Raw genomic sequence first — 13,829 nt, forward strand, 5'->3', positions numbered from 1 at the left:
TTTTTAATAATAATGAAGTGGTGTTCCATCATGAATCAAACTGGCATCCTTAGGATTCCAGCCTAAGAGAATATCTTTTCCTCTACCAGGCAAGTCAGAAATGTGTGCAGGGATTTTTGCAGTAATTTCTTCTCCAGTTTCCGTCACCGTCTTGATATTGACCGCTTCCCCAACATAGATTATTTCGATAATTTGGGCTCGAATCGTATTTTGGAAATGGGATTGTTCTCTGGCAACTTGTATGTTTTCTGGACGAAGTGCAATTAGAATCGATTGATCCTTCATTTCTTTAACAGAATCTTTCTTTCTCTCAATATCTGCAATTAATGAATCGTGAAATTTAACCTTTACATTTTCTTCAGATACATTCACTACACTGCCTTTTATTAGATTGATTTCCCCGATAAATTCTGCCACAAAGCGATTCTTAGGATGTTTGTAAATATTTTCAGGGGTATCAATCTGCTCAATCCGACCATGATTCATTATGCAAATCTTGTCTGACATCGTTAATGCTTCTTCCTGGTCATGTGTAACACTAACTGTGGTAATACCTACTTGCTTCTGAATATGCTTTATTTCCAATTGCATCTGTTTACGTAATTGTTTGTCAAGGGCTCCTAGAGGTTCATCTAATAGAAGAAGTGGTGGATTGAAGACGATGGCTCTTGCCAAAGCTACCCGTTGTTGTTGACCCCCGCTTAGCTGCTCAGGGTACCTGTATCCATATTGCTCAAGATGAACAAGTTTAAGAATGCTTTCTACCTTTTGTTTAATTTCATCCTTCGGGGTTTTACGCAGACGAAGCGGATAGGCAATATTATCAAAGACAGTCATGTGAGGGAAAAGAGCATAGTTTTGAAATAGCATACCAATCTGTCTTTCATATGGCTTTTGTTTGGAAATATCTTCATCGTTCAAAATAATGGATCCATTACTCAATTGTTCGAACCCGGCAATTAATTTAAGTAAGGATGTTTTCCCGGAACCACTCGGCCCCAATATCGTTAGGAATTCCCCTTGATTAACAGTTAAATTAACATCGTCAACTGCTTTGAATTTCTTATAGTACTTTGATGCATTAACAATTGACAAACTGTTACCTAGTACCATGCCTTAACCTCCTGTTCAGATATAGATCATTCTACTTTCTATTAATCCATTAAACTTTTGTCTATTAAGAATAAAGCTGTTTAATGAAAAATTATTTTCTAACCACAGGAGCAGTAAGGCAGGTAGGTCCGCCGGTTCCTTTAAAAGAGATTTCCGTCCCTTTGTATTCGTAAACAATTGCGCCTGCTTTTTCTAGTTCGCTCTTTGTGTAATCGTTTCCAAATGGTATCACACAAATCCTTGGTGCAAGTGCTAAAACATTACACCCGAGATTGTTATACTCATCTTTAGGTACCTCTATCAACTGTATATCCCTCTTCTCTAATAACTGCCTGAAGTAAACGGGCATTAATCGTGAATATACAACCGCTAAATTATGGTCGACCATACTGATTAACGACATAAGGTGCAAGCATTCTTCTTCTCCTTGATGATATGGGAGCTGAACAACAATGAATTCATCGACGAAAGGTGCAGTTATTTCTTTTAATTGCTTAATGGCTTCATCGTTGGTCCTGTACCCACGCCCTACTGCCAAGGTACGGTCATCCAACCAGACAAGATCTCCACCATCGGCAACAGCCTCTCCGGAAAGTTCACCAATAATCGGTATATTTTTTTCTTGTAAAAACTGCTTGTAAACTTCTGCTTCAGATTGTCTTAGCTTTTTACCGGATTTGAGAATAATTGCTCCATTACTTGTGAACTTAACAGGGTCATGGGCGTATAAAGAATCAATTCCTGTCCTATCAGATAGAGGTAAAAAGTCAATTCTCCCAACGTGTTTTTTCAAAATCGATAAAAATTCTTCGTATTCCCTTATTGCCTCCTCATAATCCGGTTCAGAAATATAATTGTATGTTTTCCAATGTTGATGCAGATGTTCTTGGCTTATAAAAGCATCCTGAGGATGTTTTACAATCACATGTTCCAATGTCTTAACCATAGAACTGCAATAGTCCATTGTTTTTATCATTTCATTCACCCTTTCCGTATAGTGGAATTTAATTCTTGCTAACGGGACCTAGTTCTAATATAATTAGAAATGAGTTTATTGTCAATTATGAATTTTCACTATATTTAGAATTCTAAATTGTAAGCGTTATTATTAATTGAACATGGGTGATGAAATCTCCTCATGCCATTATGTTCAATCAAGCTCTCCCATGGTCTTATTTGCTTTATATGATAAAAGAAAGGAAGTTTTTATAATGCAATCTCTTACTCGCGCGATGCAAATAATAAAGGTCTTAATTAAACATGATCCCAATCGAATGTTTTCTATTACAGAACTTGCCAAAGAATGCGGACTGCCCACCAGCTCCATGCATCGTATTCTAACTGCCATGAGCAAACATGAAATGATCAAACAGGATCCACAAAGTAAGTTATATGGTCTAGGCACCGTTTGGCTTGAATACGGATTAATGGTGTACGACACCCTCGATTACGTTAGCTTATTAAGACCAGAATTGGAGAACTTGATGAAAACTGTCCAAGCAACCGTATATTTGAGCAAGCCTATAGGCATTGAATCAATTATTATTGAAAGAATTGACTGTATCAATCAAACCATACGTGCTCACGACAAATTAGGACTCAGGACACCTTTATACACAGGAGCCGCCAATTTATCTATGCTTGCCCATATGCCTTTTGAACTTGTCGAAAAGGTAGTTTCTGAAGCCATACCTGATAGTGAAAAAGTTACATTCAATCAACATTTAAATAAAATAAAAACGGATGGATATGAATTAATTCAAGAGGAGCAAATAGGTGGGATATCATCCCTAGCAGTGCCTATACTCAATCATTCCGGAGGAGTCTTTGGCGCTGTTAGTGTTAAATTAAATACCTCTATATTAACTGATGAACAATTGAGAATGACAATTGATGAAGTAGTAAATACAGGGAACAACATCTCGTGGAAAATTGGTTATTAATTAGGAAAGGTGGTGGTTACTTTATCTGAATATTATTTCATTCTTCTTAAATCTATCAATACGATCCTAGTTTCAACCAATTAAATAAGGAAAGGACATGATCAAATGATTAATCTCCTAAATAAAAATGTACAAGGAATAGAAATGTCTGGCATTCGTAAAATAGCAAATAAAATAGATCGATCAACTGACGTTATTAACTTGACATGGGGCCAGCCTAATTTTCATACCCCTACATACGTCAAAAATGCAGGCATTATAGCCATTGAAGAAAATCAAAACGCCTATACTGAAACTGCGGGATTATTTGAATTGCGTAAAGCAGCATGTGATTATGTTCATGACCTTTATAATTTATCGTATCGGCCCGAAGATGAAGTGATTGTCACCACAGGAGCTAGCGAGGCTCTTGATCTTGCTTTTCGTACCATTCTTGAAGAAGGATCTGAAGTCATTCTACCAGTACCTATCTATCCCGGATATGAACCGTTAATTAGATTATGTAATGCTGTTCCAGTTTTGATTGATACAACCAAGAGCAATTTTAAGTTAACCGCAGCCCAACTCGAAGCACATATTACTGAAAAAACCCGTTGTGTAGTTCTCCCCTATCCTAGTAATCCGCTAGGTTCCATTTTAACTAAAGATGAAGTAGTAGAGATTAGTAAAGTTCTAGAGGACAAAAAAATATTTATTGTTTCAGATGAGATATATAGTGAATTAGTTTATGATGAAAAACATTTTTCAATTGGAACTATTCCAAGTTTAAAAGATAAAACGATTATCATAAATGGTCTTTCGAAGTCTCATTCGATGACAGGCTGGCGCATTGGGTTTGCGTTTGCTCCTTCGTATTTGATCGATGAATTTTATAAAATTCATTCGTTTAATTCCATTTGTCCAAGTACAATCAGCCAATACGCTGCTGTTGCTGCCTTAACCCAAGGTCCTCATACTGAAGAAGTATTGGCCATGAAAAACGAATACAAACTAAGAAAAGAATTAGCTTACAATAGAATTAAAGAAATGGATTTGGAAGTAGTTGAACCGAAAGGCGCCTTTTATATTTTCCCTTCCATTAAAAATACAGGGCTTACATCCTTGGATTTTTCCATGAATCTACTAGAGCAGGAAAAGGTAGCTGTCATACCTGGCAGTTCGTTTTCTGAGTTTGGAGAAGGGTACATTAGAATTTCGTTCGCCCAATCCAGCGACGATTTAATAAAAGGACTGGATGGTATTGAACGGTTCTTGCACACTATAAAAGCAGTAAACTAATATATCCCCCCTTCTTTGTTTCGTAATCAGAAAAATACCTTAAACTAATAATGACTGATTGAATGGATTTTAATACCAAAAATCCCCTATAAGTTTAAAGTGAGGCGATAAGAAATGAATTTTACAGATAGATTAAAACAAACGATACCAGGAGATCGTATCAGTACGAATGAAACTGTGCTCCTAAATCACAGTAAAGATGAATCCTTTCATTCCGCAAATCTTCCTGATGTTGTGGTTTTTCCAAAGGATACACAAGAGATTGTCGAGATTATGAAAATGGCTAATGAAAACAAAATTCCAATTACCGCTTTTGGGGTTGGTTCGGGTCTTGAAGGTGCAGCTATTCCCATGAAGGGCGGTATCTCGCTAGACTTACAAGAAATGAACAAAATATTGGAGATAAATCCTGAAGATTTTTTAGTTCGGGTCCAACCTGGGGTGACAAGAAAGCAATTAAACAAGGAACTTGGTAAATACGGTTTATTTTTTTCCGTCGATCCTGGTGCAGATGCTACCATCGGTGGAATGGCTTCAACAAACGCAAGTGGTACCACTACCGTCAGATATGGAGCAATGAAAGATAATGTACGAGATTTAGAAGTTGTTTTGGCAGACGGGCGGGTGATTCGCACTGGAGGAAAAGCGAAAAAGTCATCATCAGGATACAACCTGACAGAACTTTTTATCGGGTCTGAGGGGACATTAGGTATTTTTACAGAATTAACCCTTCAGGTATACGGAATTTCAGAAGTGATTATGGCCGCACGTGCAGTTTTTAAATCGGTAGATGATGCGGTGCAGGCAGCCCACTCATTAATTACCCTTGGGGTTCCAATAGCCCGAATCGAATTGGTTGAAGGCGAAACTATTCAATATGTGAATCAGGTTTTTGAGACAAATTACACCGAAGGCGACTCTCTTTTTCTCGAATTTCATGGATCCAAAGGAAATGTCGAAACAGATGTCCAGCTGACTAGAGAAATATTCACTGAATTTGGTTGCTTTCAATTTGAATTTGAAACTGATTCATTAGGGAGAACCCAGTTATGGGAAGCAAGGCATAATTCTTTATATGCACTGATTCATAATAATCCTGGTAAACAGGTCATGAACACAGATGTTTGTGTTCCATTGTCTAAGCTGGCTAGTGCCATTGAATTCACGCGGAAATGTATGGAGGAATCAGGCTTGAAGGGCGACATTATCGGTCACATAGGTGACGGAAACTTCCATGCTGGTGTTTTAATTAACCCTAATAACCCTACTGATATGGAACGAGCAGATCGATTTAATGAAGAAATTGTTAAATATGCTTTATCGTGTGGAGGTACTTGTACCGGAGAACATGGCGTTGGGTTAGGTAAAATTAAATATCAGCGCTTGCAACATGGAGAAGCTTTGGATGTAATGAACAGTATAAAACAAATGTTTGATCCGAATGGTATTTTAAATCCAAGTAAAATTTTCGAATCGTAATTTATTCTGATTTGAGCCTGGGGGACGGTTTTGGGATTGGCGCATGGGTTGCTGCCACATTATCTGCGGCATCTTATTATATAAACAATTCTTCCAATGGGGCTGTATTTCAAAAAAAGTGCCAGGTACCATCCAATTCTCTGGAAGGTGCCTGGCACTTTTTTTGGCCTAACAATGCAAGCCTGGATAAAGCCCGACGACTTCCTATGGCCAATTAAGCAAAAGTATGGGAACAAGATTTCATGTGCCGACTTGCTTGTACTAGCAGGTAATGTCGCGATTGAGGACATGGGTGGCCCGACAATCGGTTTTGGAGCAGGACGAGCAGACATTTGGCATCCGGAAGAAGACGTTTATTGGAAGATCTGCTAATCGATAAAGCTCAACTTTTAAACCTTACGGCACCGGAAATGACCGTTCTAATTGGCGGTATGCGTGTTCTGGGTACTAACTATGGCAGTACTGGACACGGTGTATTCACCGATTCTGTAGGACAACTCACGAATGACTTCTTTTTGAACTTACTTGACATGGGAGTGGCGTGGAACCCTGTAGATGGAGTTGTTTATGAAGGACGAGATCGTAAAACAGGTGAAATTAAACGTACAGCAACTCGAGTGGACCTCGTGTTTGGTTCAAACTCCGTCCTTCGTTCCATTGCAGAAGTGTATGCTCAAGATGATAACAAAGAAAAGTTTGTCCGTGACTTTATCGCTGCCTGGGTTAAGGTGATGAATGCTGACCGCTTTGATCTAAAGGCGGTTGAACAGAAAAAAGCTCAATTAGCAGGTAAGTAAGATTTAGGAAGAAACCGCCGTTGATTTGACGGCGGTTTTTGGCTTTGCTTTGGTGCCAGGCACCATCCAAAGATTGGAGATGATTCCAAAATATAAAAAAGTCCCTCAAACGAAGGACTCTTCCCACTAAAAGGCTTATGCTCTTTCTCGACGATCATTTTGGTCGTATGTTATCTTCCCTGCTGTATTTTCATCAGACAGAAAATAAAAAAGGTTTTTAATAATGCGGGTGTTAATACCTTGTTTATAAAGGTTGTCCGGGTCAAGGTCAAGTTCACCTGGCCAGCTAACTGTCTCCAATTCTAGGTCAACAAACACCTGTTTGAAAAATTCCGGGTCTTTCAGCTTTTCTAATATCCCTTTCATATGAGGCTTAATGTCAACAAACTTTTGTTCCCCGTTGTCAAAGGTAATTAATAGCCAGCCATCGGAAGTCGGAATTACTTTTTTGACTAAAACCATTTGAACACCCCCTTAGTAGAGTGGTGGAATTTTAGCGGGTTCTTTTCCTTCCCGGCAATCGTTCCACCCTTTCATAATATCACTTCGCCACATCCCAAGCCACTCAAGAACATCCTTTTCTTTACCGCTTGGTAACGGGTTGTCCCCTTTTAGGTACGCCCCATTCTCAATCTCTATTCTAGTCTGGTACTCTCCGACAACATGAAAATGTGGTGGGTGGTGATCGTTGTAGTATAGAACTATTATAATCCACCGAACTTACTAATTCTAGGCACAGCATACACCGCCCCCAACCCGTCACATAACCCTCCCTTCTCCAGATATTGATTTTCCCTCTTTTTGCTAGACCTTCATCCTTTCTAAATTGTTCAAGGTATATATAGGGAGGATTCATAATATACGCTACTCGTGCGAATCCCTCTTTAGCAGCGTTCCTTGAACTGATTCTCCATCGACATAAACATATGCCAGCAGTCGTCCGTAGGAGAAAAGGGTCAGACTCTCATTGCGCTAAGCGTTAGCACGTTGGGGGTCTGACCCTTTTCTTGCAGGAAGCGACGTCTGCTAGGTAAAATCTTTAACGTTATACTAAAACTTCGGTTTGATAACGACCGATACGGAACGAAAAGCACATAGGAGGTCATTCGGTTGGCTTGGTGAAGTGACTGGCTTTACGCCATAAGTCCTTAGATGTTCTAAAAGAATCTATGCCAGAGTTTCAGTGGAAACTTTCTGCTTAGAAAGATAATGCACTGTTAAGAAGCATAGTAGTATCTTAGAACCCCATCGGCTTTAGCCATGGGAGTATCAGGAACTATGCTGTATTTCTATTTTATTAGAAATACTAGAATAGCTGCACATCTATTTCAATTGAGAATATATTGGAGGCTATTCAATGTACGTACGCCTTCTAACCAAATAGTGTAAATTGATTGAACCTTCTAGCATAGGTGACGCCAGTTCTATTAATAGGAGTCCGGATTATATTCATAGTTTTTCTAAAAGGACCAATCCCTCTGAGTTCTCTTTAACGAATAATATAAGATTCCTTTCTCCACAAATAGTTCCAATGATTGTATCTCTGTATACCCTCTTAAACTCATTGCCTATTCTTCGCGCGCGCCCTTTCTCCATTTTTATTTCAATCATTTTCACTCCACACGTAGGATATAACCAGTCTTCAATGAGTGAACAATCCTTTCTTTCTATCTGATCAAGGAGTTGGCTTTTTTCTTTTTGTATGTTAGCTTCATAGGATTCCAATAAATTACACCTCTATTCAATCAAATTTGCACACCAGCCCTTTTCCCTCAACTGTGGTACGAACTCTGTCCAAGCCCTAGAAAGGTTCACTCTATGTTCAGTGCCGTTTTTTTATATTTCGTTCAGTACCCTTCGACATATAAGCTGCGTCATCAGTCAAGGACGCAGCATTCAATTTTGTCTACCGGCATGGTTATTTTGTGTTCATAAAGTTCAGTTGATATTAACGCTTGTCTATAGCTCTACTTTTGTTTTTATACCCATGGCTTGTTCATACTCTTGCTTTACATCCTCGGGTTGCCCTGCACTAAACGCGTAATAATCTCTTTTGGAGAAACCTGTTCCAATAGTTAGCCTTAATTCATGCAGTTTTTTTCGACGCCAATCCTCAAAAGGCAATCCTTTTTCCAACACAGAACGTCTATCTTCTGGCCATGGGACTAGTTTGGCTTTTTCTGGATATCTAATAACTCCTGATGGATCAAGCCCTTTCTCAACTGCTTCTAAGTCCGCCTTTAAGCCCTTTCTTAGTGCGACGATTCCTACGTCTGAAGCCCCGAGATGTTCATTGTTTCTGTCTGTAATAGTTCCTTGCCCTACCCATCCAACAATGTCCTGATTGAGCACGTGAGTCGTAATCCATTTTCCTGTTTCCGAATCTTTTATCGGAGCATACCAATGCGGTATACGGTCTTGAATATAAGGTTGTTGCTCTAAAGGAACCGCTTCCCATGAAAATGCAACGCTGAGAGTGTTATTATCATCTATAGGAACACGGTACTCAAGATGAGTACCTATCGGACAAAAGATGTTTGGCATTAGGTGCAACCGAGAATAATCATTTGAAATGAGACGCTGCCGACGATCATCTGGATTTTCTTCATACTTTTCTTGCAAGGTACGTCTATACGTAAGCCCATATTCAAACACATCGATATCAATACTCAAATGCGTAGCAGCTGGATTGTGTTTCTTACCGCTTTGTCGCTCCGTCCAATTCTCATGTATCCATTCGAAGTGAACGGGATCAAGATTATTCTCTACACCCTGTAACCAATTACATGGGATTTCAGATATAACAATTTGAGCAAAACCATTTTTATAATCAAAAATTTCCCATCGAGGAAGTTCAGGTGCTGGCAAGGGTCCCAAGTAGGCAAAAAGCATTCCTGCCATTTCCTGTACAGGATAAGATGTCATTTCAACGGAATCACGGAACTTTTGGTTTTTCTCTGCTCCTTTTATCGTGTCTTCATAGGGCTGGGAAATACAAGTTCCTTTCTCATCGAAGGTCCATCCATGATAACTACACCGTAAGCCACACTCTTCAACCCAACCATATGACATGTCAGCACGTCTATGGGGGCATTGCCGATCTATCAATCCATACGTTCCAGATAGATCTTTATACAACACGAGGTTTTCCCCCATAAGACGAACTGGTTTTGTAGCTTTATCTTCGAATTCTGTAACTGCTGCAATAGGATGCCAATAACGCCGTAATAATTCTCCCATAGGTGTTCCTTTACCAACTCTAGTTAATTTTTGATTCTGTTCCACACTAATCATTTAAAACCCTCCCGTTCATAAAATCAGTTCTTTAAGTGCAGAAATCATTTGTGTTGTTCATATATTTCTTTTTTTAAAGATTTTATTGTTATTCAATTTAAGTTTTCTATAATTATATTAACAGAATTCTTTTTATATTATAAATATTAGTTTTGTTTCTTATTTATATCTTTTTTGTATAAATAGACAAGGGACAGGTTTGAACTGAACCTATGTTTCCCTTTCAATCTGCTGGATAAATGATGCCTGTTTGTTTTCTTGCTTCTTGCATGAGTTTGGCTACGAGTTGCGAGCGGTGATGGGAATTTATTGGTGATTCTTGGGCTCCATGTTTGATTAAGTCAATGAATTCTTTGGGTTTTTGGTTCTATTAGCGACTGAAATTCCTCTGGTTGAGTATTAAAAATGATGTCAGAAAAAAATGAATAAGGTAAATTTAGGTGGGGGTGTCGAAGCACGAGGATTTGTAATTTAAATTAGAAAAACCTTACATTTCATTGCACCTGACTAGGTCAATAACGCGGAAAATGGGGTCAATCCCCCGGTGCGTTAGGGCTTTAGATTACCGGGGGACTGACCCAAAATTTTATATTGGGACTTTTACACATATCTATATCAAATTACCTCTGAGATGTTAGTATTCAGTTTTAAAATTCCTGCGTGTTTTGTAGTCGAAAGGGTGAAATTTTTCCAACTGTTTGGTTGCTCTCATTTATTTCCTTATATATATTCCCACCAGCGGTATCATTTTTACCCGAACGTATGTAGGAAAAAAGATTGTTGCACTACCATACCTGTGGAAATCCTTAATTTTATTAAAGTAATTTCTCTAAATAATACGGCATTTGGCGTCGCCACCAAATCCAATCATGGAAAACATCTTCGCCCCACTCATCAAACAATGCGGGAATTTGTTTTTCTTCAAAGGCTTCTTTTAATGAATTGTATGAAGGCAGTCCATCCTGTTCCCAATCACCCAGCCCGGTACAAATAATGATATCTGCTGAACGATATCGATCAATAAACCAGCCGTCATTTTGATTCCATATGTAATCACTCGGAGAATTTTCGTATACAAGCGGATCATTTCCGTAATCCCCAAAAAAGAAACGCGCATCATAAATACCGCTAAGTGCAACGGTTGTTTGGAAGACATCCGGATGTCTCAAGAAAAAGTTCAACGCATGATATGCCCCCATGCTGCACCCTGTTGTCATCATTGGATCAAACCAACCTGTTTTATGTTTAATAAATGGAATAGCTTCTGAAATCACATAACGGTCATATGCCTCATGCGCTAATGCACGGTCATGCGCCGGTTTTGAGTCGTGCAGCCAACTTTCGCTATCTATACTAGCCAATGTAAAAAATTGAACTTTTCCGGATTCAATAAAGTCATGACACACATCAATCATTCCAAAATCATAGTATTCAGTATGCGTCCCGCCAGATGAAGGAAAAACTACGATTGGCATACCACTGTGTCCATATCTGTTTAACAGCATTTCACGTCCTAATTCGCCACTCCAATGGTTTAACTGTTCTATATGCATACAAAAACCTCCTTTCCCGAATATTTTCGTTCATGTACAAAACGAATAATGTCATCCACTTCTTCCTGCGAATCTGCATTAATCGCATAAAATTGATTTCCTTGGAGTTCTGCAAACGCATCTGGAATGCGTCGTTCAAACTTCACGCGGTCGCCAAATCGTTCATAAATAGCATTCGTACCATGTTTATACTCATACGCATCACGCTGTGTAATACCGACACAAAACTGGTTTTCGGCATCGGGCTCCTTAAATTCTCCTCCTGTTACAAGAGAAGCATACTGTGCAAATAAATCTATGGAGTACGCGAAATTGTACATATCAATCGTGTAGCCGCCAGCCAAACGATTATTGTATTCAAGTGCAACATAATCCCCATTTTCTAATTTAAAAAACTCAATATGGAAAAAGCGTTCTTTCATGCCAAAAGCTTTCACAATCGCCTTTCCATAAGCTTCGAGCTTTGGATCAATTTCTTTTTGAATCACATAAGCTAAATCCAACTGACCATTAACGAGTTCTAGAGTTGGCACATTATATGTAAAGCTTGTTTGGAAAACAATGTTCCCTTTCTGATCCACTAAACCATCAAAAGTACAAAGCACGCCTCCTTCGACATATGGTTCTAAGAAGTACACTTGTGCTTCTCTCCATTCTTCTTCAAAATGGTGTACATCCTCTTCTGAACTTAATTTAAAGGTGGCAGCTGATCCAACTCCATTATCCGGTTTAGCGATAACTGGCAGGCCTAATTCATCAATGGCCTTAGATAAGTCCTTTTTAGTTTTAACGATTCTTCCTTCTACAACAGGCACATCTGCTTCTTTAAACAGCTTCTTCATTTCAGATTTATACTTAACTTTTTTCAAGTCATTTGGTTTATTGCCGTACACGTTAAATTGATCACGCAACTGTGCATCCAGTTCTAACCAGTATTCATTATTGGATTCAATGCGGTCAATTGGACCATGTTTATAAAATAAAAATGCAACAGCACGTTTTACTTCATCTACATCTTCTAAATCATTCACACGATAATATTCTGTTAAAGAGTTTTGTAATTCGGAACCTAATTGGTCATATGGCTCTTCGCCTATTCCTAAAACATTGACACCTGCGTCTTTTAAACGATGAGCAAATGCCTGAAAATTCCCTGGATAAAATGGTGATATCAAAATATAATTCATAAAAAAAGCTCCTTCCTCTGAGTCAAAAAATTCATTATTTTCACGAATAAGGTGCAATTATTTCAATTATAATCAAAATAAACTTTCAAAAATATTCAAAAAAATTGATAGATTCCTATTATGTTCAAGTTCAATCAAATATAATTATTCAGTTCATTCAAGTCCACTTCACACTTAAGAAACGTAAACATTCTGGCAAGTGTTTTGCCCAAGCCTTTTCATTATGTTCTTCATCCGCAAAAATATTTAAACGAATGCTATCAATTGGAACAGAGCCTTTTATCAGTTGTTTATAATACTTAAGCGAGCAATCGATATATGCTTGCTTCATATTACCATACAACATTTGTCGATCGACATCATCGCCTTCCTGTGTCCCAACTTGAATGTACACGCGTTGTTCAGGGTCCAACTCTTTTCTAGCAATATAGCTGTCAAAGGCTTTACTTGTAATCCAATTAGCTAAAGAAAAAATGCCTAAACCACCAATTTGATCTTTATATTCAATACCCATAAAAGCCGAAATATTTCCTCCAAGTGAACTGCCAATCAAAGCTGTATGATATTTATCCGATTTAGTTCGGTAATGTTTATCGATAAACGGCTTCACGACTGTCATGACAAACTCAGCAAACTCCGCGCCTCTTCCGCCTAGTTCAATATCTTCAGGAAGTGGGCTTTCAGTAATTTTCCAAGGCGTATATTCATTAATTCGATCTTGTCCAGCGTTATCTATCCCAACAACAATCATCTTCGGTAAATCGGGGTTTTGTTTAATTGCCGGAATAACTTTCCATGAATACCCACTATAAGATTCACTACTGTAGAATACATTTTGTCCATCATGCATATAGACAACTGGATAATTTATAGCCTCATCTTTATCATAATTTTTCGGCAATAAAACACGCACGCGCCGTCTTTCATTTTTATAAGACATATGTAATTGATGTGTTTCTAGTTTTAAATAAAAATAGGATTGATTCATTTTACCTCCCACTCCTTTGATATTATATTAAATATACTGAATAAGTTTAATGTTCACAATAAAAAAAATAAGAAAAAGCGGGCAAACTGTTAACAGGTTTATTTGTGAGGCGCAAAACGGTTAATCACAAACCTATCCATAGCAAATTACATAAATTCCCCAACACAATACACAATATATAGCACAGTAAAAAAGGC

Annotated in this window: 12 protein-coding genes and 2 pseudogenes; 4 read left to right on the forward strand and 10 right to left on the reverse strand. The window is 38.2% G+C overall.

What is annotated here, in order from left to right; translation table 11 throughout:
* Window positions 1-3: 3 nt before the first annotated feature.
* Entirely contained in the window at window positions 4-1,113 is a 1,110-nt protein-coding gene (locus tag BDR01S_RS07170) for an ABC transporter ATP-binding protein (RefSeq protein ID WP_066255480.1), read from the reverse strand.
* Between the two features lie 91 nt (window positions 1,114-1,204).
* Window positions 1,205-2,077: a dimethylarginine dimethylaminohydrolase family protein gene (locus BDR01S_RS07175; protein WP_066260082.1), complete on the reverse strand. Its 873-nt coding sequence runs from the start codon at window positions 2,075-2,077 to the stop codon at window positions 1,205-1,207.
* 247 nt (window positions 2,078-2,324) lie between these two features.
* Here BDR01S_RS07175 and BDR01S_RS07180 point away from each other — a divergent pair, with 247 nt between their 5' ends.
* The 4 genes and pseudogenes from BDR01S_RS07180 to BDR01S_RS07200 form a co-directional block, all read left to right on the forward strand.
* Window positions 2,325-3,056 carry an IclR family transcriptional regulator gene (locus BDR01S_RS07180; protein WP_066255483.1) on the forward strand — a complete coding sequence of 244 codons (732 nt, stop codon included), beginning with the start codon at window positions 2,325-2,327 and terminating at the stop codon, window positions 3,054-3,056.
* Between the two features lie 105 nt (window positions 3,057-3,161).
* A complete protein-coding gene (locus BDR01S_RS07185) occupies window positions 3,162-4,334 on the forward strand; it encodes an aminotransferase A (protein WP_066255486.1) in 1,173 nt (390 codons plus the stop codon).
* Window positions 4,335-4,448: 114 nt separating this feature from the next.
* A complete protein-coding gene (locus BDR01S_RS07190) occupies window positions 4,449-5,813 on the forward strand; it encodes an FAD-binding oxidoreductase (protein WP_066255489.1) in 1,365 nt (454 codons plus the stop codon).
* Between the two features lie 213 nt (window positions 5,814-6,026).
* Window positions 6,027-6,610, forward strand: a pseudogene (locus BDR01S_RS07200) (peroxidase family protein); the annotation flags it as partial.
* A 135-nt stretch (window positions 6,611-6,745) separates the two neighbouring features.
* Here BDR01S_RS07200 and BDR01S_RS07205 read toward each other — a convergent pair.
* The 8 genes and pseudogenes from BDR01S_RS07205 to BDR01S_RS07230 form a co-directional block, all read right to left on the reverse strand.
* Window positions 6,746-7,072 carry a DUF2442 domain-containing protein gene (locus BDR01S_RS07205; RefSeq protein ID WP_066255495.1) on the reverse strand — a complete coding sequence of 109 codons (327 nt, stop codon included), beginning with the start codon at window positions 7,070-7,072 and terminating at the stop codon, window positions 6,746-6,748.
* Window positions 7,073-7,084: 12 nt separating this feature from the next.
* Complete coding sequence (locus BDR01S_RS26625; protein WP_082797333.1) at window positions 7,085-7,321, reverse strand: DUF4160 domain-containing protein; 237 nt, start codon at window positions 7,319-7,321, stop codon at window positions 7,085-7,087.
* Window positions 7,251-7,555: pseudogene (locus BDR01S_RS26630) on the reverse strand (thermonuclease family protein); the annotation flags it as partial. The gene BDR01S_RS26625 and the pseudogene BDR01S_RS26630, both read right to left, overlap by 71 nt.
* Before the next feature lie 504 nt (window positions 7,556-8,059).
* On the reverse strand, window positions 8,060-8,335 hold the full coding sequence (locus tag BDR01S_RS07210; protein ID WP_066255498.1) for a hypothetical protein: 276 nt from the start codon (window positions 8,333-8,335) through the stop codon (window positions 8,060-8,062).
* Window positions 8,336-8,569: 234 nt separating this feature from the next.
* A complete protein-coding gene (locus BDR01S_RS07215; protein WP_066255500.1) occupies window positions 8,570-9,904 on the reverse strand; it encodes an aromatic ring-hydroxylating oxygenase subunit alpha in 1,335 nt (444 codons plus the stop codon).
* An 815-nt stretch (window positions 9,905-10,719) separates the two neighbouring features.
* Window positions 10,720-11,457, reverse strand: a complete 738-nt coding sequence (locus BDR01S_RS07220) for an esterase family protein (protein WP_066255503.1) — start codon at window positions 11,455-11,457, stop codon at window positions 10,720-10,722.
* Window positions 11,448-12,644, reverse strand: a complete 1,197-nt coding sequence (locus BDR01S_RS07225; RefSeq protein WP_066255506.1) for an ATP-grasp domain-containing protein — start codon at window positions 12,642-12,644, stop codon at window positions 11,448-11,450. The genes BDR01S_RS07220 and BDR01S_RS07225 overlap by 10 nt, the downstream gene beginning before the upstream one ends.
* 157 nt (window positions 12,645-12,801) lie before the next feature.
* A complete protein-coding gene (locus tag BDR01S_RS07230) occupies window positions 12,802-13,632 on the reverse strand; it encodes an alpha/beta hydrolase (RefSeq protein WP_066255508.1) in 831 nt (276 codons plus the stop codon).
* Window positions 13,633-13,829 lie beyond the last annotated feature (197 nt).

The sequence above is a fragment of the Neobacillus drentensis NBRC 102427 genome (assembly GCF_001591445.1).
GTDB lineage: Bacteria > Bacillota > Bacilli > Bacillales > Cytobacillaceae > Neobacillus > Neobacillus drentensis.

Excerpts from the sequence above, each read along its gene's own strand:
- BDR01S_RS07230 (WP_066255508.1), bottom strand. The coding sequence starts at position 13,632 with ATGAATCAATCCTATTTTTATTTAAAACTAGAAACACATCAATTACAT.
- BDR01S_RS07175 (WP_066260082.1), bottom strand. The coding sequence starts at position 2,077 with ATGGACTATTGCAGTTCTATGGTTAAGACATTGGAACATGTGATTGTA.
- BDR01S_RS07180 (WP_066255483.1), top strand. The coding sequence starts at position 2,325 with ATGCAATCTCTTACTCGCGCGATGCAAATAATAAAGGTCTTAATTAAA.
- BDR01S_RS07170 (WP_066255480.1), bottom strand. The coding sequence starts at position 1,113 with ATGGTACTAGGTAACAGTTTGTCAATTGTTAATGCATCAAAGTACTAT.
- BDR01S_RS07205 (WP_066255495.1), bottom strand. The coding sequence starts at position 7,072 with ATGGTTTTAGTCAAAAAAGTAATTCCGACTTCCGATGGCTGGCTATTA.
- BDR01S_RS07220 (WP_066255503.1), bottom strand. The coding sequence starts at position 11,457 with ATGCATATAGAACAGTTAAACCATTGGAGTGGCGAATTAGGACGTGAA.
- BDR01S_RS07225 (WP_066255506.1), bottom strand. The coding sequence starts at position 12,644 with ATGAATTATATTTTGATATCACCATTTTATCCAGGGAATTTTCAGGCA.
- BDR01S_RS07190 (WP_066255489.1), top strand. The coding sequence starts at position 4,449 with ATGAATTTTACAGATAGATTAAAACAAACGATACCAGGAGATCGTATC.
- BDR01S_RS07215 (WP_066255500.1), bottom strand. The coding sequence starts at position 9,904 with ATGATTAGTGTGGAACAGAATCAAAAATTAACTAGAGTTGGTAAAGGA.
- BDR01S_RS07185 (WP_066255486.1), top strand. The coding sequence starts at position 3,162 with ATGATTAATCTCCTAAATAAAAATGTACAAGGAATAGAAATGTCTGGC.